General features: G+C 71.4%; 24 protein-coding genes. 14 read left to right on the forward strand and 10 right to left on the reverse strand.

Going from position 1 to position 26,982, the window contains the following annotated elements:
- Window positions 1-26 precede the first annotated feature (26 nt).
- Window positions 27-1,193 (reverse strand): DUF4190 domain-containing protein, encoded by a 1,167-nt coding sequence (locus AC07F0_RS31915; RefSeq protein ID WP_478983458.1) that lies wholly within the window; start codon window positions 1,191-1,193, stop codon window positions 27-29.
- Between the two features lie 98 nt (window positions 1,194-1,291).
- Between AC07F0_RS31915 and AC07F0_RS31920 the strand changes: the two genes are divergently transcribed.
- Complete coding sequence (locus AC07F0_RS31920) at window positions 1,292-1,939, forward strand: hypothetical protein (RefSeq protein ID WP_478983459.1); 648 nt, start codon at window positions 1,292-1,294, stop codon at window positions 1,937-1,939.
- A gap of 20 nt (window positions 1,940-1,959) precedes the next feature.
- Here the strand turns inward: AC07F0_RS31920 and AC07F0_RS31925 are convergent, their stop codons facing one another.
- The 3 genes from AC07F0_RS31925 to AC07F0_RS31935 form a co-directional block, all read right to left on the reverse strand.
- Window positions 1,960-3,540 (reverse strand): S8 family peptidase, encoded by a 1,581-nt coding sequence (locus AC07F0_RS31925; protein ID WP_478983460.1) that lies wholly within the window; start codon window positions 3,538-3,540, stop codon window positions 1,960-1,962.
- Between the two features lie 323 nt (window positions 3,541-3,863).
- A complete protein-coding gene (locus AC07F0_RS31930) occupies window positions 3,864-4,469 on the reverse strand; it encodes a dihydrofolate reductase family protein (protein ID WP_478983461.1) in 606 nt (201 codons plus the stop codon).
- Between the two features lie 156 nt (window positions 4,470-4,625).
- Complete coding sequence (locus AC07F0_RS31935) at window positions 4,626-5,456, reverse strand: oxidoreductase (RefSeq protein WP_478983462.1); 831 nt, start codon at window positions 5,454-5,456, stop codon at window positions 4,626-4,628.
- Window positions 5,457-5,545: 89 nt separating this feature from the next.
- Between AC07F0_RS31935 and AC07F0_RS31940 the strand changes: the two genes are divergently transcribed.
- The 4 genes from AC07F0_RS31940 to AC07F0_RS31955 all read left to right on the forward strand — a co-directional run bounded on the left by AC07F0_RS31940 (window position 5,546) and on the right by AC07F0_RS31955 (window position 9,616).
- Window positions 5,546-6,451 carry a LysR family transcriptional regulator gene (locus AC07F0_RS31940; protein ID WP_478983463.1) on the forward strand — a complete coding sequence of 302 codons (906 nt, stop codon included), beginning with the start codon at window positions 5,546-5,548 and terminating at the stop codon, window positions 6,449-6,451.
- Window positions 6,452-6,620: 169 nt separating this feature from the next.
- A complete protein-coding gene (locus AC07F0_RS31945; protein ID WP_478983464.1) occupies window positions 6,621-7,406 on the forward strand; it encodes a sulfite exporter TauE/SafE family protein in 786 nt (261 codons plus the stop codon).
- A gap of 230 nt (window positions 7,407-7,636) precedes the next feature.
- Window positions 7,637-9,112: a polymorphic toxin type 28 domain-containing protein gene (locus AC07F0_RS31950; RefSeq protein ID WP_478983465.1), complete on the forward strand. Its 1,476-nt coding sequence runs from the start codon at window positions 7,637-7,639 to the stop codon at window positions 9,110-9,112.
- 87 nt (window positions 9,113-9,199) lie between these two features.
- Entirely contained in the window at window positions 9,200-9,616 is a 417-nt protein-coding gene (locus AC07F0_RS31955) for a contact-dependent growth inhibition system immunity protein (protein ID WP_478983466.1), read from the forward strand.
- A gap of 289 nt (window positions 9,617-9,905) precedes the next feature.
- Here the strand turns inward: AC07F0_RS31955 and ychF are convergent, their stop codons facing one another.
- Window positions 9,906-10,994: a redox-regulated ATPase YchF gene (gene ychF / locus AC07F0_RS31960; protein ID WP_478983467.1), complete on the reverse strand. Its 1,089-nt coding sequence runs from the start codon at window positions 10,992-10,994 to the stop codon at window positions 9,906-9,908.
- Between the two features lie 169 nt (window positions 10,995-11,163).
- Here ychF and AC07F0_RS31965 point away from each other — a divergent pair, with 169 nt between their 5' ends.
- Window positions 11,164-11,775 (forward strand): DUF6542 domain-containing protein, encoded by a 612-nt coding sequence (locus AC07F0_RS31965; protein WP_478983468.1) that lies wholly within the window; start codon window positions 11,164-11,166, stop codon window positions 11,773-11,775.
- Here the strand turns inward: AC07F0_RS31965 and ppgK are convergent.
- Window positions 11,772-12,518, reverse strand: a complete 747-nt coding sequence (ppgK, locus tag AC07F0_RS31970) for a polyphosphate--glucose phosphotransferase (RefSeq protein WP_466094049.1) — start codon at window positions 12,516-12,518, stop codon at window positions 11,772-11,774. The two genes, AC07F0_RS31965 and ppgK, sit on opposite strands and share 4 nt — an antisense overlap.
- 80 nt (window positions 12,519-12,598) lie before the next feature.
- Entirely contained in the window at window positions 12,599-13,624 is a 1,026-nt protein-coding gene (locus AC07F0_RS31975) for a 4-hydroxy-3-methylbut-2-enyl diphosphate reductase (RefSeq protein WP_436730946.1), read from the reverse strand.
- Window positions 13,625-14,342: 718 nt separating this feature from the next.
- On the opposite strand from AC07F0_RS31975, the gene xseA reads away from it, so the two are divergent.
- The 3 genes from xseA to AC07F0_RS31990 all read left to right on the forward strand — a co-directional run bounded on the left by xseA (window position 14,343) and on the right by AC07F0_RS31990 (window position 16,536).
- On the forward strand, window positions 14,343-15,551 hold the full coding sequence (xseA, locus tag AC07F0_RS31980) for an exodeoxyribonuclease VII large subunit (protein ID WP_478983469.1): 1,209 nt from the start codon (window positions 14,343-14,345) through the stop codon (window positions 15,549-15,551).
- A gap of 9 nt (window positions 15,552-15,560) precedes the next feature.
- Window positions 15,561-15,806, forward strand: a complete 246-nt coding sequence (locus tag AC07F0_RS31985) for an exodeoxyribonuclease VII small subunit (RefSeq protein ID WP_436730944.1) — start codon at window positions 15,561-15,563, stop codon at window positions 15,804-15,806.
- Window positions 15,807-15,945: 139 nt separating this feature from the next.
- A complete protein-coding gene (locus tag AC07F0_RS31990; protein ID WP_478983470.1) occupies window positions 15,946-16,536 on the forward strand; it encodes a malonic semialdehyde reductase in 591 nt (196 codons plus the stop codon).
- An 86-nt stretch (window positions 16,537-16,622) separates the two neighbouring features.
- Here AC07F0_RS31990 and AC07F0_RS31995 read toward each other — a convergent pair whose 3' ends face one another.
- Window positions 16,623-17,147, reverse strand: coding sequence for a DUF4245 domain-containing protein (locus AC07F0_RS31995; protein WP_478983471.1), 525 nt, complete (start codon window positions 17,145-17,147; stop codon window positions 16,623-16,625).
- A 126-nt stretch (window positions 17,148-17,273) separates the two neighbouring features.
- On the opposite strand from AC07F0_RS31995, the gene glpX reads away from it, so the two are divergent.
- The gene (gene glpX, locus AC07F0_RS32000) at window positions 17,274-18,308 is read left to right on the forward strand and encodes a class II fructose-bisphosphatase (RefSeq protein ID WP_020275873.1); all 1,035 of its coding nucleotides are present in this window, start codon (window positions 17,274-17,276) and stop codon (window positions 18,306-18,308) included.
- 90 nt (window positions 18,309-18,398) lie between these two features.
- Here glpX and AC07F0_RS32005 read toward each other — a convergent pair whose 3' ends face one another.
- Together AC07F0_RS32005 and AC07F0_RS32010 are read right to left on the reverse strand one after the other, a co-directional pair.
- Window positions 18,399-18,773: a WhiB family transcriptional regulator gene (locus AC07F0_RS32005; protein ID WP_078945338.1), complete on the reverse strand. Its 375-nt coding sequence runs from the start codon at window positions 18,771-18,773 to the stop codon at window positions 18,399-18,401.
- A 174-nt stretch (window positions 18,774-18,947) separates the two neighbouring features.
- A complete protein-coding gene (locus AC07F0_RS32010) occupies window positions 18,948-19,634 on the reverse strand; it encodes a DUF1707 SHOCT-like domain-containing protein (protein ID WP_478983472.1) in 687 nt (228 codons plus the stop codon).
- Window positions 19,635-19,810: 176 nt separating this feature from the next.
- Between AC07F0_RS32010 and AC07F0_RS32015 the strand changes: the two genes are divergently transcribed.
- The 4 genes from AC07F0_RS32015 (at window position 19,811) to AC07F0_RS32030 (ending at window position 26,802) form a co-directional block, all read left to right on the forward strand.
- Window positions 19,811-21,481 carry a fumarate hydratase gene (locus AC07F0_RS32015; protein WP_478983473.1) on the forward strand — a complete coding sequence of 557 codons (1,671 nt, stop codon included), beginning with the start codon at window positions 19,811-19,813 and terminating at the stop codon, window positions 21,479-21,481.
- 710 nt (window positions 21,482-22,191) lie between these two features.
- Complete coding sequence (locus tag AC07F0_RS32020) at window positions 22,192-23,580, forward strand: class II fumarate hydratase (protein ID WP_478983474.1); 1,389 nt, start codon at window positions 22,192-22,194, stop codon at window positions 23,578-23,580.
- Between the two features lie 83 nt (window positions 23,581-23,663).
- Entirely contained in the window at window positions 23,664-24,356 is a 693-nt protein-coding gene (gene fomD / locus AC07F0_RS32025; protein WP_478983475.1) for a cytidylyl-2-hydroxypropylphosphonate hydrolase, read from the forward strand.
- A 301-nt stretch (window positions 24,357-24,657) separates the two neighbouring features.
- Window positions 24,658-26,802 (forward strand): SpoIIE family protein phosphatase, encoded by a 2,145-nt coding sequence (locus AC07F0_RS32030; protein ID WP_478983476.1) that lies wholly within the window; start codon window positions 24,658-24,660, stop codon window positions 26,800-26,802.
- Window positions 26,803-26,982 lie beyond the last annotated feature (180 nt).

The following is a 26,982-nucleotide window of genomic DNA, read 5'->3' on the forward strand; positions in this document are numbered from 1 at the left end:
GCACTTTCTCCCCGCTATAGCCGCGGTCACACCTCGGCTTCGGAGTCCCCGCCCTCGGTCTCGCCCGGGGTCGGCGGGGCCGTCGCGAGCCCGAGGGCCTTGCGCGCGGTGACGGTCGCCGGGCCGTCGACGTGCGCGTAGGCCTTGTCGTAGTGCGCGTAGTACGAGTCCGCGTCGTCCGCCTCGCTCGCCCTCGCCCACTGCTCGCGGGCGTCCTCCATGTCCTTCACCAGGTCGGCGACGGGCTTTTGGGCGCCGGACGGCCAGGAGTGCCCGCGCAGGGCCTCGATCTGCTCGCCGAGCACGTCGTGCACCTGGGTGGCCCAGGCCCGGTGCCCGGCGAGGTCGTCCTCGGGGGTGTCCTCGGGCTCCTCGTACAGCGCCGCGTCGACGGCGTTGGCCGCCGACAGGAAGACGACCTGGTCGGGGTCGAGCGTGGTGGGGTCGCCGCGCAGGGAGCCGGTCAGTTTCGCCTTCGCGTCGCTGTTGCCGAAGACGCAGCTGATCGCGCGGTCGCCGTAGCGCCAGCTGTCCCGGGACGGCATGAGGTAGTACACGTCGACGTCGGCCGGCATCGCCCAGGAGTCCATGGCGTACTGGTCCTGGAGCGCGTAGCACCTCTCGTCGGCGATGTCGGTGATCTCGGCGTCGCCCGGGAAGGCGCCGCCCGGCAGTGTCACGACCGCGAACACCTCGCCGTCGTGCCCGCCCGCGCAGGACACCCGGTCGACGTCGTAGGTGTCGCCCTCCAGACCGCCGGGCGCGTCGAAGCAGTCGCCCTTCCTCAGCGAGAGGCTCTCGTTGCCCTGCGCGCCGTCCTTGAAGCCCTCCCATGCCTCGGACAGCACGCCCGTGGACAGAGCCGCCGCCCACAGCGCGATCCCGGCGGACGACAGCACGGCCCCGGCGATCGCCAGTCCCCGGCCGCTCTGGCCGTTCCGCCTGATCTGCCGCAGCGCGATCAGCCCCAGCACGAGCCCCGCGGCGGGCACGAAGCAGAGCACGCCGAGCGCGAGCGCGGCGACGGCGAGGGCGTTGACGGAGACCGGGGCGCCGTACGGGCGGCCGGTGGGGCCGTAGGAGCCATAGGGGCCGTAGGGGCCGTAACCCTGGGCTCCCGGCGGCCAGTTCGCAGGCGGCGGGCCGTACGGGTCCGGGGGCTGCTGGTTCCCGGGGGGCGGGGGTATCGACACGGGTACGGTGCTCCTGGCTGAGGCGGTGGGAGAGAGCGGCCGTGCGGAAACCGACGTACGGCTGGCCGCATGGTAAGCGGCGGGGTGACGGGGACGGAATGCGGACGATCGACACGTCGGTGGGGGCGGTGAACCGCCTGACGGCACGCTGGGCCTCGGGGATCCGCGCGGGCACGGTGTACTCGGCGGCCGGGGTCTGGCCACTGCTGGCCTTCCTCGCGGCCGGGGCGACGGGCCGGGCGCGCGAGGAGCTGACGGAGGCACTCGGCCTGCCGGCGGACCGGGCGGCCACGGCCGGGCGCGAGTTGCTCGGGGTGCTGGCGGAGGTGGACGGCGTGGAATCCGCGCTGGGGCTGTGGACGAGCGGACGGTGGAACTGCGGGAGGAGTGGGCGGCGGGGCTGCCCCGGAGGCGCACGGTGTGCTGACGGGGGATCCGGCGGCCGACCGACGGGCCCTGGACGCGTGGGCCGCGCGGCTGACGGGCGGGGCGCTCGAGCACATGCCGGCGGCGCGGAGGGCTTCAAGGCCGCGGCGGTGACCACGATGAGCGCGATCCACCGGGGCCGGTCGCCCAAGGAGCCGCCGTACGGGACGGTCAGGGCGGTGGCGGTCTTCGAGCGGCCCTTCGGCCTGCTCGCCGTCCACCGCGAGACGAGCCTCGTCCTCGCGGCGGGCTGGGTCGCCGACCCGAAGCCCTACCCGGAGGACGAGGACGCCTACGTGCCGGACACGTCAGGAGACTGACGGCCGGTCACGGAACGAGGTCAGAACTGGAGCGCCCAGGCGTCGATCCGCCCGGTGTCGAAGCGGGCGTTGTCGCTCACCCGCAGCTTCCACGTGCCGTTCGCGGCCTCCGAGGAGGCGTTCACGGTGTAGGTGGTGTCGATGTTGTCCGCGCTGCCGCCGGTGCCGTAGCCCTTCAGCGTGTACGCCGTGCCGTCGGGGGCGATCAGCTGGACCTGGAGGTCGCCGATGTAGGTGTGGACGATGTGGACCTCGACGGCCAGGGCCGAGGGCGCGTTGCCGGAGACGCCGGTGACGGTCACCGGGGACTCGGCGGTGGCGTTGTCGGCGATGGGCTGGTCGGCGGTGTTCTCGAAGCGCGGGCCGGGCGGGGTGGTCGTACCGCCGCCGACGTTGAGGAGCCGGTTGGGCGAGCCGGTGCCGGGGCTGGTGACGACGCCGGTGGTGGCGGCGGCCGTCAGCGCGGCGGAGACCTGCGCGGGGGTGGCCGTGGGGTTGTCGGCCAGGTGCAGGGCGGCGGCTCCGGCGACGTGCGGGCTCGCCATCGAGGTACCGGAGATGGTGTTGGTCGCCGAGTCGCTCGTGTTCCAGGCCGAGGTGATGGACGAGCCGGGTGCGAACAGGTCGAGGACCGAACCGTAGTTGGAGTAGCTCGCCTTCGCGTCGCTCGACGTCGTGGCGCCGACCGTGACGGCCTCGGTGACGCGGGCCGGGGACCGGGTGGAGGCGTTGGTGGACTCGTTGCCGGCCGCGACCACGAAGGTGACACCGGCGGTGACGGCGTTGCGTACGGCCGTGTCGATGGCCGTGTCGCCGGGGCCGCCGAGGGACATGTTGGCGACGGCCGGCTTGACCGCGTTCCGGGCGACCCAGTCGATGCCGGCGACGACCTGGGCGGTGGTGCCCTGGCCGGAGTTGTTCAGCACCCGGACGCCGACGACCTTGGCCTTCTTGGCGACGCCGTAGGCACCGCCGGCGACCGTGCCGGCGACGTGCGTGCCGTGGCCGTGGCCGTCCTGGGCGGTGTCGTCGTTGTCGACGGCGTCGTAGCCGTAGGAGGCGCGGCCGCCGAAGTCGCTGTGTGTGATGCGGACGCCGGTGTCGATGACGTACGCCGTGACGCCCTCCCCGGCCGAGTCCGGGTAGGTGTACGAGCTGTTGAGCGGGAGGTTCTTCTGGTCGATGCGGTCCAGGCCCCAGGACGGCGGGCTGGGCTGGGTCCCGGTGATACGGAACGTCCTGTTCTGGACGACGGAGGCGACGGCCGGGTCGGCGGCGAGGCGCTTCGCCTCGGTCTCGGAGGCCTCGACCTCGTAGCCGTTCAGGGCCTTGGTGTAGGTGCGCTCGATGTCGGCGCCGTACTGGTGCGCCAGGGCCCGGCCCGCGGCGGAACCGGCCTTGTACGTCTTCAGGGTGACGATGTAGCTGTCGGCGACGGCGTTCGCCGCGCCCTCGTACTGAACGCGCCCGTCGGAGGCGGCCGGTGCCGCGCCGGCGGGCAGGGCGGAGACGAGGCTCGCGACGAGCGCCGCGGTGGCCGTCGCGCCGAGCGCGGCCAGTCTTCGCCGGGTGGATCCGTGGGGAGTACGCATCACTGCCATCTGAGGGGTCCTCCTCAATCGGTGGTGCGCCGTGGGGTGTGGTGCACGCCCGTCGGAGCCACCCTGGAGTCATGGTCATGTCAAACTTGGGTGACTCCTGTGCGTCAGCCGAAAGATTGAGGCCTCCACAGGAATTGCACAAGGGTCCTGCACGGCGGAGCCGGCTTCGGCCTGGTACCGGCGGGCCGGTGAGCCGGTGAGCCGGAAACGGCCTTCGCCCTCCACAGCGCCGTCGATCGGCTGCGGAGGGCGGAGCGGAAAGCGGCCGCGGACGTATCCGGGCAGTGATCTTGAACGGGACCGCCTAGTAGCTACGGGACCGCCTAATAGCTGTCGTAACTGGGCTCACCGTTCGGCCGGTAGACGCCGACGACGGTGCCGCCCTTCGTCGTCGAGACGCTGACCGGCTCCAGCGCGGTGGGAATCGCTCCGTCGGCGAACAGCCGCTTGCCGGTGCCGATGATCACCGGGTGGATGGTCAGCCGGTACTCGTCGACGAGGCCGTGCCGCATGAGGGTCTGGGCGAGGTCGCCGCTGCCGACGACGTTGATGTCGCCGTCGCCGGACGCCTTCAGCTCGCGTACGGCATCGACGACGTCGCCCTGCAGCAGCGTGGAGTTCTGCCACTCGACGGACGTCAGGGTCCGGGACGCCACGTACTTGCGCATGCTGTTCATCCGACCGGTGAACGGGTTGCCGGGATCGGCGGTCGGCCAGTACGACGCGAAGATCTCGTACGTCTTGCGGCCGAGCAGCATCGCCTCGGAGTGCTCGTACCAACCGGCGATGGCCGAGCCGACCTCGTCGTCGACCACCGGCTTCTGCCAGCCGCCGTACTCGAAGCCGCTCTCAGGGTCCTCGTCCGGACCGCCCGGCGCCTGCATGACGCCGTCGAGCGTCAGGAACGTGCAAACGATGATCTTGTGCATGGTGTGCTCCCTTCGTCGACGGGTAGACCGCGCCACCGCCGGAAACTCATCGGCGGAACATGCGCGGCGCAGCAGGTCCGAGGGCCGGTGGCCGGTGTCCGGTAGTCGGGGGTCGGGGGTCGGGGGTCGGGGGCAGGTATGCCAGGGGGGCGACGGTCAGTCGTCGAACCCCGTGGCCCGGGACCGCTTCTCCCATGCCAGGACCTCGTCGCGTACCTGGTCGAGATGGCCGAGGACCGCGCTGACGCCGTCGTCGCCCAGGGGCAGACGCAGCGGCGTGGTGTCGGCGTCGAGCGCGGCCAGGATGAGGGCGGCGGCCTTGGCCGGGTCGCCGGGCTGGGTGCCGTCACCGCCGGCGACCACGCCCCGGGTCTCGCTCACCTTGCCGTACACGCCGCTGTCCGCACTGGTTCCGGCCCGCCCGGTCTCGAACAGCCCCGTGCGGAAGGCGCCCGGCTCGACGATCAGCACCTTGACGCCGAACTCCGCGACCTCGTCCGCGAGCCCCTCGGACATGCCCTCCAGGGCGAACTTCGTCGCGCTGTACGCCGAGAAGCCCGCGAAGGACATCTGCCCGCCCATGCTGCTCATCTGCACGATCGCGCCCGATCGCCGCTCCCGCATGTACGGCAGCACGGCCCGGGTGAGGGCGGCCGGGCCGAAGACGTGCACCTCGAACAGCGCCCGCAACTCCGCCTCGGTGGTCTCCTCGAAGGCACCGACATGGGTCCGGCCCGCGTTGTTGACCAGGACGTCGATCCGCCCGTGCCGCGCCACGACGTCCCGTACGGCGGCCTCGGCGGCGCCCGTGTCGGCGACGTCCAGGCGCAGTGCCTCCACCCGGTCGGGGTGGGCGGCGACCAGGTCGTCCAGCGCCTCGGGGCGCCGGGCCGCGCCGACCACCACGTCGCCCGCGGCGAGGGCCGCCTCGGCGATCGCCCGCCCGAAACCGCTGCTCGCACCCGTGATCAGCCACACCTTGTTCATGAACAGCTCCCCGTCTCGTGTCGTTACGCCGATCAGCCTCTCGCCCATCACGCCGCCCGGTCCAAGACTTTTGGTGATAACCAATGGCTATGACCCTGGACGTTCATGTGCGCGACCTGCGCTACTTCGCGGCGGTGGCCGAGGAACTGCACTTCACCCGCGCCGCCGAGCGCCTCTACGTGTCGCAGCCCGCGCTGAGCAAGCAGATCCGGGCACTGGAGCGGCAGTTGGGCATCGAGCTGTTCCGGCGCGACCGGCACGGCGTGGCCCTCACCGAGGCCGGTACGGCACTGCTGCCGCACGCGCGCCGGGTGCTGGACGCGTGGGAGGAGGGCGCGGCCGCGATGGACACCGCCCGCACGGCGCAGCGCAGCACGCTGGTCGTGGGCATGAGCACCAGCCCGGTCCGCGGCGGCCTGCTGCCCGCGATCCGCTCCCGCTTCACGGCCGCACACCCGCAGACCCTCATCCGGCTGCGGCAGGTCAACTGGGAGGACCCGACCGCGGGCCTCGCCGACGGCGCCGCGGACGTGGCCTTCGTCTGGCTGCCGCTGCCCGGCCAGGAGCGCTACGACTGGACGGTCGTCGCCGAGGAACCGCTCATGGTCGCTCTCCCGGACGCGCATCCTCTCGCCGGCCGTACCGAGGTCGACTTCACGGATCTGCTCGACGAGCCGTTCCTCGCGCTGCCCGAGAGCACGGGCCCGCTGCGCGACTTCTGGCTGGCCCTGGACGCCCGCGACGGCCGCCCACCCCGGATCGGCGCCGAGATCGCGAGCACGGAGGAGACGTACGAGGCGCTGACCGCCGGTCTCGGCGTGTGTCTCGTCGCCGCGGGCAACGTCCCCCTGCTCACCCTGGGCGGCGTGACCGCCCGCCCGGTGCGGGGCGTCACGCCCAGCCGCTATGTCCTGGCCTGGCGCCGGGAGGACGGGCGACGTCCGCTGGTCCGGGCGTACGCGGAGGCCTGCCGGCGGGTCACGGGCCGGGAGTAGCCGAGCCGCTCCGGCCCTGGCCTAGCCGCTCCCGCCCTGGCCGAGCCGCCGACCCTCGACCACGCCCACGCCGGCCGCTCGTGAACATCTCGTTGCACACCACCTCCGTAGACCTCCTGCCCGCTGATACTGAGCGGGCGTTCGAAAGGCCGGGAGAGGCGGGGCGACGGTGGACTGGACCGTGTGGGGAGGGCTGGCCGCCGGGCTGGTGATCGCGACCGCGACCGCCCCGGTCGGAGTCTCCGGCGCGGTGTTCCTGCTCCCGGTCCAGCTGAGCGTCTTCGGTGTGCCCAACCCGGCGGTCACCCCGACCAACCTGCTCTACAACGTCGTCGCCGGACCCGGAGCCCTGTGGCGCTACCGCCACGACGGCGCCCTGCGCGGCGAGCTCACCCGGCGTCTGGTGCTGGGCACGCTGCCCGGCGTCGTCCTCGGCGCCACCGTCCGGGTCTTCGCGCTCCCCGGCCCGGGCGTCTTCCGGCTCCTGGCAGCCGCCCTGCTGCTGCCGCTCGGCCTGTGGCTGTTCCTGCGCGCCCTCGCCCCGGCACGCCACCGCCCGTCGCCCGCCGGCGAGTTGGCCCCGCGCACGCTGACCGGCCTCGCGCTGGCGGTCGGTGTGGTCGGCGGCATCTACGGCATCGGCGGCGGCTCCCTGCTCGGCCCGGTCCTCGTCGGACGCGGCCTGCCCGTCGCCCGCGTCGCCCCGGCCGCGCTCGCCGCCACGTTCGCCACGTCGCTCGTCGGCGCCACCGCCTACGCGCTGTTGTCGCTGATGAGCTCCGGAGAGGTCGCCCCCGACTGGTGGCTCGGCCTCGCCTGCGGCACGGGCGGCCTGGTGGGCGGCTACCTCGGCGCCCGCCTCCAGCCCCGCCTGCCCGACCGGGCCCTGCGCCTCCTCCTGGGCACCCTGGCCACGGCCGTCGGCATTCTGTACGCCGCCCAGACCCTGGACTGAATTGCTCCGTATAAACGGCCTGCCGATTCCTGAAATTCATCTCCCGGTCGACCGGGACCGTAAGCGACTCGGGGCGCCGTCTGACCGCCGAGACGGTCGACGGGCGCACCACGCGCCACCGTTACGACCTCCTCGGGCGCCGCACAAGCCGCACCACGCCAGCCGGAACGGTCAGCACCTACGCCTACGACGCCGCCCACAATCCCGTCGAACTGACCCTCGCGGACCGGGTGATCGGCAGCGAGTACGACCGCGCTGGGCGCGAACTGAGCCGCCGAGTCGGTGAGTCGATCACCATGCACAACGCCTATGACGAGGTCGGCCGCCTGATCCGCCAGGCCACCACGCGCGCGGACGGCGAGATTGTGCAACAGCGCTCCTACTCCTACCGCGAGGACGGCCACCTGCTGCGCACGGACGACAGGTTGAACGGCAGCCGCCACTTCGATCTGGACGCCGTGGGACGGGTAACGGGCGTCACCGCGCGGGGCTGGACCGAGCGCTACGCCTACGACGGCGCCGGTAACCAGACGAGCGCTCAGTGGCCCTCCGCCCACCCAGGCCACGAGGCCACGGGTGACCGCGTGTACGACGGCAACCGAATCATGCGCGCCGGACGCGTCCGCTACACATACGACGGCCAGGGCCGCATCACGCTCCGGCAGCGCACCAGACTGTCCCGCAAGCCCGACACCTGGCGGTACACCTGGGATGCCGAGGACCGCCTGATCTCTGTCGTCACACCGGACGGCACCACTTGGCGCTACCTCTACGACCCGCTCGGCCGCCGCATCGCCAAGCAGCGCCTGGCACCGGACACGTCGGCCGTCGTCGAGCAGACGGACTTCGCCTGGGACGGTGCCGTCCTGTGCGAACAGAGCAGCGGCACGGATGAGTCACCCCGGCTCACCGTCCTCACCTGGGACCACGACGGCTGGCGCCCTGTGGCTCAGCACGAGCGCGTGATTCCGGAAGGCGCGGCGCAGGAGAACCTTTCCCAGGACGACATCGACTCCCGCTTCTTCGCGATCGTCACGGACCTGGTCGGAACCCCCACCGAATTCCTCGACGAAGACGGCGCCATCGCCTGGCGCAGCCGCTCCACGCTCTGGGGCAAGACGGCCTGGGCAACCGGAGGTTCGGCGTACACACCGCTGCGGTTCCCAGGTCAGTACTACGACCCCGAGACCGAGCTCCACTACAACTACTTCCGCTATTACGACCCGGAGAGCGCCCGCTACCTCTCACCCGACCCACTCGGACTGCTGCCGGCGCCGAACCCCAACACCTACGTCCACAACCCGCAAACCTGGACCGACCCGCTCGGTCTCGCCCCCACGTGTCGCGAACTGGGGCTGCGCGAGGACGCCCAGCTGGCGCTCACCAAGCTGGAGAACATCAAGAAGGACCCGGTCGGCACCATCAACTCCCAGCCGAACCACAACCACTACAGCGCCGCCCGCCGCGAGGCCAATGGCGAGGTCGTGGCGAGAAAGCCGGACGGCACGCCCTACGACCACATCAGCGACCTCAAGCAGGCCCGCAACGGTCTGGACAGCATCCGCCGGATCCTGGAGCGCGAGATCCAGAGCCCGCCCGAGGGGCTCACCGAACGCGGCCTTGAGGTCCTCATCAAGAAGCGCAAGGAGACCATCGAGGAACTCGACCGTCTCAACGGTTTCCTGGCGTCGATTGGGCACCGATGAGAGCGGAAAGTAGGCTGACCCGGCCCCGCACTCCGCAGCGGCAACGGCTCCCTGCGGCAGTCGGCACACCACGAAAGGACTCCGTCGGTGCCCCAGCCCGTCGACCCCACCCAGTCCCTGGAACAGCTCGAGGGACAGCGCTGGCCCGACCCGCCGCAGGACACGACCTCCTTGGTCAAGGCCGTGCGCGAGCTGCGCCGTCGTCCAGTCGGTGACCTCCGGGCCGACGAGCTGGCCCGGCTGATCACCCAGGACGTCGGGCTGCCCTGGCTGCTCCCGCTCGCGGTCCGAATCCTGCGGGACACCGCGCCCGCGCAGGCCACGGGCGGATGGTACGACGACGACCTGCTGTACGCCGTCGTGACCCGGAGGCCACAGGTGTGGGAACAGTTCCCGGACCTGGCCCGCGAGCTGAAGACGACCGTCGAGACGCTGGTCGATCTCTCACGCTATGTAAGGGACGAGGTGGATGCCTTCCTCTCCTCGCTGCCCGAGGGATGCTGACGGCCGCTGTCCGTATGAACAGGCCGCGGCCGACATCCGGTCCCCTGCCGCTATGACCGTCGAAGGGCGACTGCTCCAGCCCCTTGATGGAACCGACACGGATCAGTTCCCTGGCAAAGGGGGCGCGGTCCGCCCCGACGATGTCGATCTCAGGTCGTTGATGCGAGATCCAGTAGCCGCCCACTGCGGGGGGCGCGCGGAGCCGATGGGACACCAGGGGGCCGACCCCGATGAGTCGGCCCCCTTCTGACCACGTCCGCCAGATCGGCGACGTGGTGGTGTGTCACCGCTAGACGTTGAACCGGAACTCCACCACGTCCCCGTCCTGCATCACATAGTCCTTGCCCTCCATGCGCGCCTTGCCCTTCGCGCGGGCCTCCGCCACCGAGCCCGACTCCACCAGGTCGTCGAAGGAGATGACCTCCGCCTTGATGAAGCCCTTCTGGAAGTCGGTGTGGATGACGCCGGCGGCCTCGGGGGCCGTGGCGCCCTTCTTGATGGTCCAGGCGCGGGATTCCTTGGGGCCTGCCGTCAGGTAGGTCTGGAGGCCGAGGGTGCGGAAGCCGACGTGGGCCAGGGTCGCGAGGCCGGGCTCCTCCTGGCCGACGGACTGGAGGAGTTCGAGGGCCTCGTCGTCGTCGAGCTCGGCGAGGTCCGCCTCCAGCTTGGCGTTGAGGAAGATCGCCTCGGCGGGGGCGACCAGGGCGCGCTGCTCGTTCTTGAAATCCTCGTCGATCAGCTCGTCCTCGTCGACGTTGAAGACGTAGAGGAAGGGCTTGGTCGTGAGCAGGTGCAGGTCGTGCAGGAGCTCGGCGCGCTCGCTGCCCTGGACGATGCCGTGCGCGAAGAGCGTGTCGCCCTTCTCCAGGATCTCCTTGGCCTCCTCGACCGCCTTGACCTTGGACTGGATGTCCTTCTTGATCCGCGACTCCTTCTGGAGACGCGGCAGGACCTTCTCGATGGTCTGGAGGTCGGCGAGGATCAGCTCGGTGTTGATCGTCTCGATGTCGTCCTTGGGCGAGACCTTGCCGTCGACGTGCACGACGTTCTCGTCCTTGAAGGCGCGGATGACCTGGCAGATCGCGTCGGACTCGCGGATGTTCGCAAGGAACTTGTTGCCCAGGCCCTCGCCCTCGGACGCACCGCGCACGATGCCCGCGATGTCGACGAAGTCGACCGTGGCCGGGAGGATCCGCTCCGACTTGAAGATCTCGGCCAGCTTGCCGAGCCGCGGGTCGGGGACGCCGACGACACCGACGTTCGGCTCGATCGTGGCGAACGGGTAGTTGGCCGCCAGCACGTCGTTCTTGGTCAGGGCGTTGAACAGGGTCGACTTGCCGACATTCGGCAGACCGACGATTCCGATCGTGAGCGACACGTTGCGACTTCCCGTGAGTGGAGAGGGCAGGAGGCCGGGAGACCGGCCGATCCACCAGTCTACGGCGTACCCAGAACCGTCCCGGCGGCGTATCGAACGCTTGGCCAAGCCTCGGTCCACGGCGTGTCTGAAGGCCTATTCGGCATATTGAACGACCTAAGTTGGTGCAGTGGAGCAATACAGGACGCGACCTGCCCAGTACGGACCGCGACGTGACCGGCCGCGATCGTCCCTGCCGCCGCAGGCGGGACGAGGAGCGGGCGGCGGCGCGGTGCGAGCGGTCCGGCAGCCGGGACCGCAGCGGCGTCACCCGGCGGAACGCCGGCCCGCCCCCGCCCCGGCACCCGCCTCGGCGAGGTTTCCGAACCCCCGGCTGACCGGGCTGGGCAGCGGATTGTTCTGCGCGCTGGTGATGTTCCTGCTCGGCGGGATCTGCGCCGTGCTGTTCGGGGCGTCACTGACGGCGTACGGGGTGCTGTTCCTGCCGGTGAGCGCGCTGACCGCCGTCTGGGTGCGGCGCGGGGATCTGATGACCGCGCCCGTCGTCGTGCCGATCGCCTTCGCCGTGGGACTGGTGCCGGTGGCGGACGGGGACGGCGGGATGGGCGGCAAGCTGATGGGCATGGTGACGGCGCTCGCCACGCAGGCCGGATGGCTGTACGGCGGCACGCTGATCACTGGGCTGATCGTGATCGCCCGGCGGATCCGGCTGGTACACCGGCGACGGACGGCGGCCGGGGCCCCGCCCGGGGCCCGTCCGTCCGGTGTGCCCCGGCTCTAATGCCCTGCCGCCCGCATCGCCGCCCCCACGATCCCCGCGTTGTTCTGCAACTGAGCCGGGACGATCTCCGCCTTGATGCCCTCGAGGTGCGGCAGGAACTTGTGTGACTTGCGGCTGACGCCGCCGCCGATGATGAACAGCTCCGGCGAGAACAGCATCTCGACGTGGGCGAGGTACTTGCGCACGCGGTGCACCGCCCAGTGCTCCCACGTCATGTCGTGGTCCTCCCGGGCCTTGCTGGAGGCCCGCTTCTCCGCGTCGTGCCCGTCGAGCTCCAGGTGGCCCAGCTCGGTGTTGGGGACCAGGACGCCGTCGACGAAGACCGCGCTGCCGATGCCCGTGCCGAACGTGAGCACGATCACCGTGCCCCGGCGGCCGCGGCCGGCACCGAAGTGCATCTCGGCGACGCCCGCCGCGTCCGCGTCGTTCACCACCGTCACCGGCAGTCCGCCCAGCCGCTCACCGAGCAGCACGCGCGCGTCGGTGTCGATCCAGCTGTCGTCGACGTTCGCCGCTGTCCGGATCGTCGCTCCGTCGGTGACCACGCCCGGGAACGTGACCCCGACCGGGCCCGTCCAGCCGAAGTGGTCGACGACCTGCTTGACGCCGTCGGCCACCCCGTCGGGCGTGGCCGGCTGCGGGGTGAGGACCTTGTGGCGCTCCTGCGCCAGGTCGCCCTTGTCCAGGTCCACCGGGGCACCCTTGATCCCGGAACCGCCGATGTCCACGCCGAAGATCTGCATGGCCCTACGTTACGACGAGGGACTGACAGTCACCGACCGGATGGCGAACCCCGCCCGGCGACTCCCCGATCACTCCCCGATCACTCCCCGGAATCCTCACCGGTGCCGGCACCGCCGCGCTCGGCGGCCAGCGCCGCCGCCTCCTCGCGCAGGTCGCGGCGCAGCTCCTTGGGCAGCGAGAAGGTGATGGACTCCTCGGCCGCCTTGACGATCTCGACGTCCTCGAAGCCGCGCTGGGAGAGCCACTCCAGGACCTGCTCGACCAGGACCTCCGGGACGGAGGCGCCCGAGGTGACGCCGACCGTGGAGACACCCTCCAGCCAGGCCTCGTCGATCTCGTCGGCGAAGTCCACGAGGTACGCGGCGCGCGCTCCGGCGATCTTGGCGACCTCCACGAGCCGCTTGGAGTTGGAGGAGTTCCGGGAGCCGACCACGATCACCAGGTCCGACTCGGCGCCCATCTGCTTCACGGCCAGCTGGCGGTTCTGCGTGGCGTAGCAGATGTCGTCGCTGGGCGGGGAGATGAGCTGCGGGAACTTCTCCTTCAGGGCGTCGACGGTCTCCATGGTCTCGTCGACGGACAGCGTGGTCTGGGAGAGCCAGACGACCTTGGACGGGTCGCGGACCTCGACCTTCTGCACATCACCCGGCCCGTCGACGAGCTGGATGTGCTCGGGGGCCTCGCCGGAGGTGCCGATGACCTCCTCGTGTCCCTCATGGCCGATCAGGAGGATGTCGTAGTCCTCGTTCGCGAAGCGGACGGCTTCCTTGTGGACCTTGGTGACCAGCGGGCAGGTGGCGTCGATGGTGGCGAGGCGGCCGCGCTCGGCCTCCTCGTGGACGACCGGGGCCACGCCGTGCGCGGAGAACATGACGATGTTCCCCGGGGGCACCTCCTCCGTCTGCTCGACGAAGATCGCGCCCTTCTTCTCCAGGGTCTGCACGACGTACTTGTTGTGGACGATCTCGTGCCGGACGTAGACCGGAGCGCCGTACTGCTCCAGCGCTTTCTCGACGGCGATCACGGCGCGGTCCACACCCGCGCAGTAGCCACGGGGGGCGGCGAGCAGGACACGGCGGCCAGGCGAAGCAGACATGCGTCCCATCGTAAGGCCGCGTCCGGCGGGTCGAAGATCGCGTCCGTGTGGAGTCCCCGGGAAGATCCGTGTGGAGTCCCCGGGAAGACCGGCAGGGGGCGATGTGAGTGACGCCCGGACGGGTGCGGGTGGGTTTCCCGGGCGGGGCGCCGTCCTCGTCGGGTCGGCCGGACGCGCCGCGGTGGGCCGACACGCCGTCAGTGGGCCGGTCGCCGTTCGCGACGGGGCGGACGCCGGGGCGCCCCTGGTGGCGCTGCCGTGCTCGGCCGGCATGACACGGGCCACGGCGGTACGGACGGCGCGGCGGGCCGTCGGGACGGCCCGCTGGTTCGTGGCGCGCCGGCGGGGCGGTCCGGTGAGCTGGTGGCGGCATGGGCTGGTACCGGTGGCGGGAGCTGCGCTCTGCTTCGCCGGGACCGCGAAGGCGTCGGCGACCCTACAGCTGGGGGGAGCCGGGTGGCCGGCGCCGTGGCCGGCGGCGCCGACCGGAAGGGCAGTCGCGAGCCGGTGTCGTCGTCGCCGTGAGCGGGGAGGCGCTGAGATCATGCCGGCCGCTGAGATCATGCCGGCCGCTGAGGCGGCGGGCCGGTGCGGGCCGGAGCCGGCGGCCGGGACACGGTGTCGCCCCCGCACGGCCCGGGAGCGGTGCGCCCGGCGGTGCGGGGCACCCTCCCTCGTCGTCGGGTGGGTGAGGTGTGTTGTCGGTGGTGGCCACTACTCTCGCGGCATGGCTGTGAACACGTCTCCGGAATCCCCGCTCCCCGTCGGTGAGGTGTCGCGGCTGATCGGGGGCTGGATCGACCGGCTCGGGGCGGTGTGGGTCGAGGGGCAGATCACGCAGTTGTCGCGGCGGCCGGGCGCCGGTGTGGTGTTCCTGACGCTGCGGGACCCCTCGCACGACATCTCGGTCAGCGTCACCTGCTACCGGCAGGTATTCGACGCCGTCGCGGACGTGGTGAGCGAGGGCGCCCGGGTCGTCGTCCTGGCGAAACCCGAGTGGTACGCCCCGCGGGGGCAGCTGTCGTTGCGGGCCGCCGAGATAAGGCCCGTCGGGGTCGGTGAGCTGCTCGCCCGCCTGGAGCAGTTGAAGAAGGCCCTCACGCGCGAGGGCCTGTTCGCGCCGGAGCGGAAGAAGCCGCTGCCCTTCCTGCCGCAGCTCGTCGGGCTGGTCTGCGGACGGGCCTCGGCCGCCGAGCGGGACGTGCTGGAGAACGCCCGGCACCGCTGGCCGGCCGTGCGCTTCGAGGTGCGCAACGTCGCCGTGCAGGGCGTGCACGCCGTGCCGCAGGTCGTGCAGGCCGTGAAGGAGCTCGACGCGATCGAGGCCGTGGACGTGATCATCGTGGCGCGCGGCGGCGGCAGCGTGGAGGACCTGCTGCCGTTCTCCGACGAGCAGCTGATCCGGACGGTGGCCGAGTGCCGTACGCCCGTGGTGTCCGCGATCGGGCACGAGCCCGACAACCCGCTCCTCGACCACGTCGCCGACCTGCGCGCCTCCACGCCGACCGACGCCGCGAAGAAGGTCGTGCCGGACGTCGGCGAGGAGTACGAGCGCGTGCGGCTGCTGCGGGACCGGGCACGGCGGTGCGTGGCGGCGCTGGTGGAGCGGGAGGAGCGCGGGCTCGCACACGCGCTGGCGCGGCCGTCGATAGAGGACCCGCACCGGATGATCGACGAGCGTGCCGACCATGTGGCGGACCTGCTCGACCGGGGCCGGCGCTGTCTGCGGCACCAGCTCGACCGGGCCGACTCGGAGCTGACGCACACGCACGCGCGCGTGGTGGCCCTCTCCCCCGCCGCGACTTTGAAGCGCGGGTACGCCGTGCTCCAGAAGGCGGACGGGCACGCGGTCCGCGATCCGGGCGAGGTGGCGGCCGGCGAGGCCCTGCGCGCGCGGGTCTCCGAGGGTGAGTTCTCCGTTCGAGTGGACACATAGGGTGGGTGGATGACCAGCGAGGTTGATGAGACACCGGGCATGACCGAGGCGCTCGGGTACGAGCAGGCGCGGGACGAGCTGATCGAGGTCGTCCGCCGCCTGGAGGCGGGCGGTACGACGCTGGAGGAGTCCCTCGCGCTCTGGGAGCGCGGCGAGGAGCTGGCCAAGGTGTGCCGCCGTTGGCTGGACGGGGCGCGGGCGCGGCTGGACGCGGCGCTGGCGGAGGAGACCTCGGACGAACCGGACGCCGAGTAGCGAAGCGGACATGGAGTAGCGCGGGCGGTTCACTGTGAGGTGAGACACGACACCCCAGAGTTGGTTGAACGTTGAACTTCACTCGCGTACGGTCGGAGACACCAGACGTACCCGCTCGAGAAGGTTCAAAGGTTTCTTCATGTCTCTCGTCCTTGACCCCGCCGCGCAGGACCTGCTGTTCCGCGAGGCCCGCACCGCCAACACCTTCACCGACGAGCCGGTGACCGACGAGCAGGTGCAGGCGATCTACGACCTGGTCAAGTACGGCCCGACCGCCTTCAACCAGACCCCGCTGCGCATCACCCTGGTCCGCTCCCCCGAGGCCCGCGAGCGCCTGGTGCGGCACATGGCCGAGGGCAACCGGCCCAAGACGGCCGCCGCCCCGCTGGTCGCGATCCTCTCCGCGGACAACGAGTTCCACGAGGAGCTGCCACACCTGTTCCCGGCCATGCCGCAGGTGAAGGACCTCTTCTTCGCCGAGCGCCCGGTCCGCGAGAACGCCGCCACGCTGAACGCCGCCCTGCAGGCCGCGTACTTCATCGTCGGCGTCCGCGCCGCCGGTCTCGCCGCCGGCCCGATGACCGGCTTCGACTTCGAGGGCGTGCGCAAGGAGTTCCTGGACGACGACCACACCCCGCTGATGATCGTCAACATCGGCCGTCCGGGCCCGGACGCCTGGTACCCGCGCTCCCCGCGCCTGGAATTCGACCAGGTCGTCACCACCGTCTGACCGACGGACGCGGGAACGGACGCGAGAAAGGCCCCCGGTGTTCGCCGGGGGCCTTCTCCGTGTGCGCTCCGTGCGTACGGAGAGCCTCACTCCGTCTTCAGCGCGTCCGCCATCTTCGTCAGCTGCGCGAACGACGCGGTGCCCGTCACGACCGTCGTCGAGCCCTTGGTGCCCTCCAGGACCAGCGCGTCATACCGGCCGCCCTCGTAGCGGGTCCAGGTCCGGCCGTCGATCTTCTCGGTCCTGCCGGTCTCCCGCGCGCCCTGGGTGGCCTCGTCGATGAAGACGGGGCGCCGCTGAGTGGACTGCTCGACGGCCACGTACTCCCCTTCGGGGTCGTGGAAGCCGAGGTGCCAGGCGTCGAACTCGTCGCCCTGGAAACGGACGGAGGTGGCCTTCCATGCGTCGGGCAGGCCCTGCGGCGCGGCGATGGGGTACGAGGCCGCGCGGCGCGCCGTGAGCAGCTCGACCCGGTAGTCGACGCGCTTGAGGTCGGGCGGGCTGTCGTCGTGCGGGATGAAGAGGTATATGACGCCCGCCACGAGGACGATGACTCCCATGGAGAGGATCATGTCCCGCGCCGTCTTCTGCTTGCCGTTCGTGCCTGCCACGCCCCTATCGTCGCAGGTCTCCGGTGCGCTCATCCGTGGGGGCCCCTGCTCATTTTGCGGTCTCGGCGATAGAGTCGGGCAACAACACCCTCATCCGGCCGTCGTCGTACAGAAAGGTGCGCTCCGATGACCGAGCATCATCACTTGCCGTCCGAGCTCGATGTGCCCTCCGAGGCCCCCGACCGCAACCTCGCCCTGGAGCTGGTCCGGGTCACCGAGGCGGCGGCGATGGCCGCGGGCCGTTGGGTCGGGCGGGGTGACAAGAACGGCGCCGACGGTGCCGCGGTGCGCGCCATGCGCACCCTCGTCTCCACCGTCTCGATGAACGGCGTCGTCGTCATCGGCGAGGGCGAGAAGGACGAAGCCCCGATGCTGTTCAACGGGGAGCGCGTGGGCGACGGGACAGGCCCCGAGTGCGATATCGCCGTCGACCCGATCGACGGCACCACGCTGACCGCGAAGGGCATGACGAACGCGATCGCGGTGCTGGCCGCCGCCGAGCGCGGGTCCATGTTCGACCCGTCCGCCGTCTTCTACATGGACAAGCTCGTCACCGGACCGGAGGCGGCCGACTTCGTCGACATCAACGCGCCGGTGTCGGTGAACATCCGCCGGGTCGCCAAGGCCAAGCGGTCCGCGCCCGAGGACGTGACGGTGGTGATCCTGGACCGGCCGCGGCACGAGGGCATCATCAAGGAGATCCGGGACACCGGCGCGCGCATCAAGCTGATCTCCGACGGCGATGTGGCCGGCTCCATCCTGGCGCTGCGCGAGGGCACGGGCGTCGACCTGCTGCTCGGCATCGGCGGTACGCCGGAAGGCATCATCTCGGCCTGTGCGGTGAAGTGCCTGGGCGGCACGATCCAGGGCAAGCTGTGGCCCAAGGACGACGAGGAGCGACAGCGGGCGATCGACGCGGGTCATGATCTCGACCGGGTGCTGATGACGGAGGACCTGGTCACCGGGGAGAACGTGTTCTTCGTGGCGACCGGCATCACCGACGGGGAGCTGCTGCGGGGCGTGCGGTACCGGGCCGAGACCGCCACGACCGACTCGATCGTGATGCGGTCGCGGTCGGGGACGGTGCGCAGGATCGATTCGGAGCACCGGCTGAGCAAGCTGCGGGCGTACAGCGCGATCGACTTCGACAAGGGGAAGTAGCGCGCACAGGGGTGGGGCTCGGACAGCCCACCCCGCGACGAAAGGGCGCCCCCGGTGCGGTGGGGGCGCCCTTTTCGTCGTGCGTGCCGGTCAGCCTGCCGCGGCTATCGTGCTCGCCGAGCGGGCCGCCTTCTTCAACTCCAGGTCCCGGCGGCGGCGTCGGGCCAGGACCACGCGGCGTTCGGCGGCGGTGAGGCCGCCCCAGACGCCGTAGGGCTCGGGCTGGAGCAGGGCGTGCTCGCGGCATTCGACCATCACCGGGCAGCGGGCACAGACCCGCTTCGCCGCCTCCTCCCGGGAGAGCCGGGCGGCGGTCGGCTCCTTGGAGGGGGCGAAGAACAGGCCCGCCTCGTCACGCCGGCACACCGCCTCGGTGTGCCACGGGGCGTCTTGGTCCCTGTCTCGCGCTGGCACCCGCGGGGCCGGAACGGCAGCTACCAGGGACGAATGCGGCGGTTGCAGCACGGTCTACTCCTGACGACGGCTTCGCGAGCGAGAGACGATGCAGCAAGGCCTACCCGCTGTGCGCGCGCCTATGCACTGAGTTCCGAAGCGCTGGTTTCGCCCTCGTTGCCGCGTTCCGTCGAGCGGCGTCACCGGTGGGCCGATTTGCCCCGGACCCCGGCGGATTCGCGAGTGTCAATGGTTCAGGTGCTTGCGCAAACTCTTGTCGACCTTGCGCTGCACCCGGTCGAGGATGTCAGCGACGACCTTGCCGCGCCGGGGCCGCGCCTCGACGCTGCCCAGGACGGCCCAGCCGTCGACGTAGACGACGGGGGCCTCCGGGTCGCCCGAGTCGAGCGTGTCCACCTCGAAGCTGCCGAGCACGCCGCCGCCCATGCCGCGCAGCGACACGTTCTCCGGGACACGGATCTCGACGCTGCCGAAGACCGAGAACGCCTTGATCATGACCTGCTGGTGGTCGAAGAGCGCCTCGCTGAGGTCTATCTCGACACTGCCGAAGATCGCGTACGCGTGGATACGGCGGCCCGTGCGCCAGCGCCCCTTGCGGACGGCGCTGCTGAAGATCGCGACCACGTTGTCGTCCGGGTCGATCGGGATGGCGCCGGCCGTGGGGCGGTACGGAGCCGGGGCCGGCGAGGGGCCGGGGTCCTGGCGGTGGGCGGCGGGCAGATCCCGTATGAAGACGTCCAGTTCGCCGACCGTCTTGGCGCGCAGCACCCCCTCGACGCGCTCGGAGTGCTCGTCCGCGGTGAGACGGCCCTCGGCGAGGGCGTCGCGCAGGATGTCGGCGATGCGGTCGCGCTCGGCGTCGGAGGCACGGAGCTCGGAGACGGCGGGCGCGGTCTGCTTCTGAAGGTCCACGGCAGCAGCGTACCGAAACACGATAGATCGCGACACCCCCGTGACGCCTCCGTGCCGCGGCCGAGTGTGACGAAGTGAGCCTTACCTCAGGGGCTCACTGGCGGAGGCAGGTTCTAGGCTGTTGGCGCTCGCCAAAGGAGGCGGGCCGCCGTCTGTCGAGTGAGGAATGGGCTGAGATGCCTGAGTTCGCGTACACCGATCTGCTTCCCCAAGGGGAGGACACCACGCCGTACCGGCTGGTGACCTCCGAGGGCGTCTCCACGGTCGAGGGGCCGGACGGGCGGACCTTCCTCAAGGTGGAGCCGGAGGCGCTGCGCAAGCTCGCCGAGGAGGCCATCCACGACATCCAGCACTACCTGCGCCCGGCCCACCTCGCGCAGCTGCGCCGCATCATCGACGACCCCGAGGCGTCGGCCAACGACAAGTTCGTGGCGCTGGACCTGCTGAAGAACGCGAACATCGCGGCGGCGGGCGTCCTGCCGATGTGCCAGGACACCGGCACGGCGATCGTGATGGGCAAGCGCGGCCAGAACGTGCTGACGGCGGGCCGCGACGAAGAGGCCCTGTCCCGCGGCATCTACGACGCGTACCGGAACCTCAACCTGCGCTATTCGCAGATGGCTCCGCTCACCATGTGGGAGGAGAAGAACACCGGCTCCAACCTGCCCGCGCAGATCGAGCTGTACGCGGCCGACGGCGGCGCCTACAAGTTCCTGTTCATGGCGAAGGGCGGCGGCTCCGCCAACAAGTCGTTCCTCTACCAGGAGACGAAGGCCGTCCTGAACGAGGCCTCCATGATGAAGTTCCTGGAGGAGAAGATCCGCTCGCTGGGTACGGCGGCGTGCCCGCCCTACCACCTGGCGATCGTGGTCGGCGGCACGAGCGCCGAGTACGCGCTGAAGACCGCGAAGTACGCCTCCGCGCACTACCTGGACGAGATCCCGGCGGAGGGTTCGGAGCTCGGGCACGGCTTCCGGGACAAGGAACTGGAGCAGAAGGTCTTCGAGCTGACGCAGAAGATCGGGATCGGGGCACAGTTCGGCGGGAAGTACTTCTGCCACGACGTGCGCGTGGTCCGGTTGCCCCGGCACGGCGCCTCCTGCCCCGTCGCCATCGCCGTGTCCTGCTCCGCCGACCGCCAGGCCGTCGCGAAGATCACGGCCGAGGGCGTGTTCCTGGAGCAGCTGGAGACGGACCCGGCGCGGTTCCTGCCGGAGACGACGGACGAGCACCTGGACGAGGCGGGGGACGTCGTCCGCATCGACCTGAACCAGCCGATGGACGACATCCTGGCCGAGCTGACGAAGTACCCGGTCAAGACCCGGCTGTCACTCACCGGTCCGCTGGTCGTGGCGCGGGACATCGCGCACGCCAAGATCAAGGAGCGGCTGGACGCGGGCGAGGAGATGCCGCAGTACCTGAAGGACCACCCGGTGTACTACGCGGGTCCGGCCAAGACGCCCGAGGGCTACGCGTCGGGGTCCTTCGGCCCGACCACGGCCGGACGGATGGACTCCTACGTCGAGCAGTTCCAGGCGGCGGGCGGCTCCAAGGTGATGCTGGCCAAGGGCAACCGCAGCAAGCAGGTCACGGACGCGTGCGCGTCGCACGGCGGCTTCTACCTGGGCTCCATCGGCGGTCCGGCGGCCCGGCTCGCCCAGGACTGCATCAAGAAGGTCGAGGTCGTCGAGTACGAGGAGCTCGGCATGGAGGCCGTCTGGAAGATCGAGGTCGAGGACTTCCCGGCGTTCATCGTCGTCGACGACAAGGGCAACGACTTCTTCCAGGACCCGGCCCCGGCGCCCACGTTCACGAGCATTCCGGTGCGGGGGCCGGGGCTGGCGTAGTGCCCCGGGGTGCGGCGGGGGTGGTTTCCCCCCCCCCCGCCCCTGCCCTTCCCCTCCCCAGGGGCTCCGCCCCTTCGGCCCCGCCAGGGGGCTCCGCCCCCTGGACCCCCGGCCTTTGCGCCCACCCACCGCCCGACACGGTCGGACGTGCGGCCCGGCCACCGGCGGGGACTGCGTCCCCTGCACCCCTCAGGGGCCTCGGACCCCCGACCCCTCATGAGCCTCGAGCCCGACCCCTCATGAGCCTCTGATACCCGTCTCTCTCGGCCCCGGGCCGCGCCGCCTCACGAGTCCTCGGGCCCCGCCGCCTCACGAGTCCTCAGGCCCCTCGCCTCACGAGTCTCCAGACCCCTCGCCCCACGAGTCCTCAGGCCCGCCACCTCACGAGTCCTCGGGCCCCCGCCCCACGCGTCTCCAGGCCCGCCGCCCCATGAGTCCTCGGGCCCCCGCCCCACGCGTCTCCAGGCCCGCCGCCCCACGAGTCCTCGGGCCCCCTCCCGACTCTTCAGGCCCGCCGCCCCCGATCCTTCAGTCCCTCCCGCCTCCGAGCCGCGGGTACTCGCCCCGGGCACGGCCCACGAGTCTTCAGGCCCCGCCCCCTCACAGGCGCAGGGCCCCACCTGCCTTCCGCTCCCGGCCCCTTCACATGCCTTCAGCCCCCATTCGCCCCACCCAGGAACATCACCGCCCCCTCGATCGCTATAGCCGGTATGAGCGACGAATACCGCATCGAGCACGATTCCATGGGCGAAGTACGTGTCCCGGCCGACGCCAAGTGGCGGGCTCAGACGCAGCGCGCTGTCGAGAACTTCCCGATTTCCGGGCAGCGGATCGAGCGGGCGCACATCGAGGCTCTCGCCCGTATCAAGGGCGCCGCGGCGAAGGTGAACGCGCGGCTCGGGGTGCTCGACGAGGATGTCGCCGGCGCGATCCAGGAGGCCGCCGGCGAGGTGGCCGAGGGCAAGTGGGACGAGCACTTCCCCGTCGACGTGTTCCAGACCGGGTCCGGGACCTCGTCCAACATGAACACCAACGAGGTCATCGCCACCCTCGCGACCGAGCGGCTGGGCAAGAGCGTTCACCCCAACGACCACGTCAACGCCTCCCAGTCGTCCAATGACGTGTTTCCGTCCTCCATCCACATCGCCACCACCGCCGCCGTCACCCGTGATCTGATCCCCGCACTGGACCACCTCGCCGTCTCCCTGGAGCGCAAGGCCGAGGAGTTCTCCGATGTCGTGAAGTCGGGGCGGACCCACCTGATGGACGCCACGCCCGTGACGCTGGGGCAGGAGTTCGGCGGGTACGCCGCCCAGGTGCGGTACGGGATCGAGCGGCTGGAGGCGTCCCTTCCCCGGCTCGCCGAACTGCCGCTGGGGGGTACGGCCGTCGGCACGGGGATCAACACCCCGCCCGGTTTCTCCGCCGCCGTGATCGAGGAGGTCGCCCGGACCACGGGGCTGCCTCTCACCGAGGCCCGGAACCACTTCGAGGCGCAGGGCGCGCGGGACGGCATCGTCGAGACCAGCGGGCAGCTGCGGACCATCGCGGTCGGGCTGACGAAGATCGCCAACGACCTGCGCTGGATGTCCTCCGGGCCGCGCACGGGCCTCGCCGAGATCGCACTGCCCGACCTCCAGCCCGGCTCCTCGATCATGCCGGGCAAGGTGAATCCGGTCATCCCGGAGGCCGTGCTGATGGTCGCCGCCCAGGTCGTGGGCAACGACGCCACCGTCGCCACCGCCGGCGCCGCCGGGAACTTCGAGCTCAACGTCATGCTGCCCGTCATCGCGAAGAACGTGCTGGAGTCCGTGCGGCTGCTCGCGGGCGCCACGCGGCTGCTCGCCGACCGGACCGTCGACGGCATCACCGCGAACCGCGAGCGGGCGCGGGAGTACGCCGAGTCCTCCCCGTCCGTCGTCACGCCGCTCAACAAGTACATCGGCTACGAGGAGGCCGCGAAGGTCGCCAAGAAGGCGCTGGCCGAGCGGAAGACCATCCGTCAGGTCGTGCTGGACAGCGGGTACGTGGAGCGCGGGGACCTGACCCTGGAGCAGCTCGACGAGGCGCTGGATGTCCTGCGGATGACACATCCGTGACGATCCGCCGCCCTGGCGCGCCCGGCGCGTGAACCGTGACACGCGCCGCAGCGTCGTATGCCCAGGGCACCTAATATCTGTGCATGGCAGACGGTGAAGCGGTGAGACGCGTGGAAACGGGTGGTGCGGCAGGCTTCTGGGAGCCCGGGAGCGAGATCCTTTGGCGATACCGGGAGAACGGCGGCGCGCGCTTCCACATCGCGCGTCCGGTCACCGTCGTACGGGACGACGCGGAGCTGCTCGCCGTGTGGCTGGCGCCCGGCACGGAGTGCGTACGGCCCGTGCTCGCGGACGGCACCCCTGTGCACCTGGAGCCGCTGGAGTCGCGCTACACCAAGCCGCGGGCCGTGCAGCGCGACCACTGGTTCGGCACGGGCGTGCTGAAGCTGGCACGGCCGGCCGAGCCCTGGTCGGTGTGGCTGTTCTGGGAGCCGGGCTGGCGGTTCAAGAACTGGTACGTGAACCTGGAGGAGCCGCTGGCCCGCTGGGAGGGCGGTGTGGACTCCGTCGACCACTTCCTGGACATCTCCGTGCACCCGGACCGCACTTGGCACTGGCGCGACGAGGACGAGTTCGCCCAGGCCCTGCGGGACGGGCTGATGGACGATCAGCAGGCCGAGAGGGTACGGGAGGCCGGGCGGGCCGCCGTGGAGGCGATCCGCGCCTGGGGGCCACCGTTCTCGGAAGGCTGGCAGCAGTGGCGCCCGGATCCGTCCTGGGCGGTACCGTCACTGCCGGAGGACTGGGACCGTACACCCGCGCATGTGTCCTCATGAGACCCTTGATGCGCCCCCGGGCAAGAAACGTAGGATCGTCCTCCGCAAGGGCGCGCGGCGGCAACCGACGGAGCACGCGCTGGGCTTGACCGATCGTCACCGAGGGGCGGCTGGACGTGAGCGAGGGGTACGAGGGCAACACCGGAAAGGCCTGCGCCACAGGCCCTCAGGGCCGCAGACGGTCCGCCGGTGACACAGGAACAACCTCTGACCACGCGGGGATTCCGTTCCTGGGGCACGTATTGCGGGTATCGGAGTTTCGGCGGGACCCACTGCACCTCTGGCGTGCAGCCCCGGACGGATGGATGCGACACGCGTGACGGAGCAGCCGACCTCCTTCGAACGCCCGCAACCGGGCGTCGACCCCGTGGACCCCCGCGGGGAGTTCTTGCATACCCCGACACCGGGACGTGCGCCCGGCGCGGGCGCCTTACCGGTACAGGGCCGCTGCGGCGGCGACGTCACCGCTCCGCTCACGACGGCGCACACCACGCCGGGCACGTCGGAGCCGGGCACCTCCACGCCGTTCGGCAAGGGCAAGGACACCGTGAGCGACCCCGTCTCCGAGCACTCCCAGCCGGGTACCGAGCAGACCGCCGAGCGCGACACCCCTCGGCCGCGGCCCGCCCCCGAGGGCATTCCGGTCCAGCCGGCCGACGAACAGGACCGGGCGGCGCCCGGCCCCGACGGCCAGGAGCGCCGCAGCGGCCAGAGCCTGCCGCCCGGCCGGCCCACACCGATGCGGCGGGACGGCGACCGGCTGCGCTTCGTGGGGGCCGCCACCCGGCGGATCGCCCGCGGCATCGATCTCGACGAGATCGTGATGGGGCTGTGCCGGGCCACCGTGCCCACGTTCTCCGACGCGATCCTGGTCTATCTGCGCGACCCGCTGCCCGTCGGGGACGAGCGGCCCACCGGCCCTCTGGTGCTTCGGCTGCGCCGCACCGACCGGATACCGGCCGAACGCGACACGGAGAACGGCTTCCTGCCGGCCACGCAGCCCGAGCCGAACGAGCTGGACTCGGTCGGCGCCGAGCTGTGCGAGGTGCGGCCCGGCAGCGCGCTCGCCGAGGTGCTGCGGGGTGTGCGCCCGGTGTTCACGGACGCGCCCGCGGCCCGCGCCGCGCTGCCCGAACTGCTCGGGGACGGCCGCGAGTTCGCCGTGCCGGACGGCCAGCGCGCGATCCTCGCCCCGCTGCGCGGCCGACGCCGCGTCATCGGTGCCGCCCTGTTCCTGCGCCGTCCCGAACGCATCGCCTTCGAGCCGGACGACCTGCTGGTGGCCGCCCAGCTCGCCACGCACAGCGCCCTGGGCATCGACAAGGCCGTGCTGTACGGCCGCGAGGCCTACATCGCGGACGAGCTCCAGCGCACGATGCTGCCCGAGACGCTGCCCCGCCCCACGGGCGTGCGGCTCGCCTCCCGTTACCTGCCGGCCGCGGAGACCGCCCGGGTCGGCGGCGACTGGTACGACGCCATCCCGCTGCCGGGCAGCCGGGTCGCCCTGGTCGTCGGCGACGTCATGGGCCACTCCATGACGTCGGCCGCCATCATGGGCCAGCTGCGCACCACCGCCCAGACCCTCGCCGGTCTGGACCTGCCACCGCAGGAGGTCCTGCACCACCTCGACGAACAGGCCCAGCGCCTCGGCGTGGACCGCATGGCGACCTGCCTGTACGCCGTCTACGACCCGGTATCGCACCGCATCACCATCGCCAACGCCGGTCACCCGCCGCCCGTCCTGCTCCACCTGGGCGGCCGGGCCGAGGTGCTGCGCGTGCCCGCCGGTGCCCCCATCGGCGTCGGCGGCGTCGACTTCGAGGCCGTGGAGCTGGACGCTCCCGCCGGGGCGACCCTGCTGCTGTACACCGACGGCCTGGTCGAGTCCCGGCTGCGGGACGTGTGGACCGGCATCGAGCAGCTGCGGGAGAAGCTCGCCGCGACCGCGCAGCTCACCGGGCCGGACCACCCGCCGCCCCTGGAAGCGCTGTGCGACGAGGTGCTCGACATGCTCGGCCCGGGCGACCGGGACGACGACATCGCGCTGCTCGCCGCCCGCTTCGACGGCATCGCGCCCAGCGACGTGGCGTACTGGTTCCTGGAGCCGGAGGACGCCGCCCCCGGCCGGGCCCGCCGCCTGGCCCGGCGCGCACTGCAGCGCTGGGGCCTCGAGGAGCTCAGCGACTCCGTCGAGCTGCTGGTCAGCGAGGTCGTGACGAACGCCGTGCGGTACGCCTCCCGGCCGGTCACGCTCCGGCTGCTGCGCACGGACGTGCTGCGCTGCGAAGTGGGTGACGACGTCCCGCAGTTGCCGCGCCTGCGGCAGGCGCGCGCCACGGACGAGGGCGGACGCGGGCTGTACCTGGTGAACCGCCTGGCCCGGCGCTGGGGCGCGACCCGGCTCAGCACGGGCAAGGTCGTCTGGTTCGAACTCAACCGCAACTGACCGTCTCGGACGCGTGAGGTCGACCGGCACAGGACCGCCCCCGGAGTTTCGCCGGGGGTGGTCCTTCCGTCGCCAGCGGGCTGCCGCTGCCTTCCTGGCGCGTTTCTGAACGCATGCGTTCTTACCGGCTGATGAATGGGATCTTCCCGCTCCGTACGGCCAGCCCGCGGCGAGGAGGAG

It is taken from the genome of Streptomyces sp. NPDC045955, from assembly GCF_056430805.1.

What these genes read in the sequence shown, in the direction of transcription:
- AC07F0_RS31985 (WP_436730944.1), top strand. Translation starts at nt 15,561, where the DNA reads ATGACCAGCGAGGTTGATGAGACACCGGGCATGACCGAGGCGCTCGGG.
- AC07F0_RS32020 (WP_478983474.1), top strand. Translation starts at nt 22,192, where the DNA reads ATGAGCGACGAATACCGCATCGAGCACGATTCCATGGGCGAAGTACGT.
- AC07F0_RS31930 (WP_478983461.1), bottom strand. Translation starts at nt 4,469, where the DNA reads ATGCACAAGATCATCGTTTGCACGTTCCTGACGCTCGACGGCGTCATG.
- glpX (WP_020275873.1), top strand. Translation starts at nt 17,274, where the DNA reads ATGACCGAGCATCATCACTTGCCGTCCGAGCTCGATGTGCCCTCCGAG.
- AC07F0_RS31990 (WP_478983470.1), top strand. Translation starts at nt 15,946, where the DNA reads ATGTCTCTCGTCCTTGACCCCGCCGCGCAGGACCTGCTGTTCCGCGAG.
- AC07F0_RS32030 (WP_478983476.1), top strand. Translation starts at nt 24,658, where the DNA reads ATGGATGCGACACGCGTGACGGAGCAGCCGACCTCCTTCGAACGCCCG.
- AC07F0_RS31920 (WP_478983459.1), top strand. Translation starts at nt 1,292, where the DNA reads ATGCGGACGATCGACACGTCGGTGGGGGCGGTGAACCGCCTGACGGCA.
- AC07F0_RS31940 (WP_478983463.1), top strand. Translation starts at nt 5,546, where the DNA reads ATGACCCTGGACGTTCATGTGCGCGACCTGCGCTACTTCGCGGCGGTG.
- AC07F0_RS32015 (WP_478983473.1), top strand. Translation starts at nt 19,811, where the DNA reads ATGCCTGAGTTCGCGTACACCGATCTGCTTCCCCAAGGGGAGGACACC.
- AC07F0_RS31935 (WP_478983462.1), bottom strand. Translation starts at nt 5,456, where the DNA reads ATGAACAAGGTGTGGCTGATCACGGGTGCGAGCAGCGGTTTCGGGCGG.
- ppgK (WP_466094049.1), bottom strand. Translation starts at nt 12,518, where the DNA reads ATGCAGATCTTCGGCGTGGACATCGGCGGTTCCGGGATCAAGGGTGCC.
- AC07F0_RS31925 (WP_478983460.1), bottom strand. Translation starts at nt 3,540, where the DNA reads ATGGCAGTGATGCGTACTCCCCACGGATCCACCCGGCGAAGACTGGCC.
- AC07F0_RS31975 (WP_436730946.1), bottom strand. Translation starts at nt 13,624, where the DNA reads ATGGGACGCATGTCTGCTTCGCCTGGCCGCCGTGTCCTGCTCGCCGCC.
- fomD (WP_478983475.1), top strand. Translation starts at nt 23,664, where the DNA reads ATGGCAGACGGTGAAGCGGTGAGACGCGTGGAAACGGGTGGTGCGGCA.
- xseA (WP_478983469.1), top strand. Translation starts at nt 14,343, where the DNA reads ATGGCTGTGAACACGTCTCCGGAATCCCCGCTCCCCGTCGGTGAGGTG.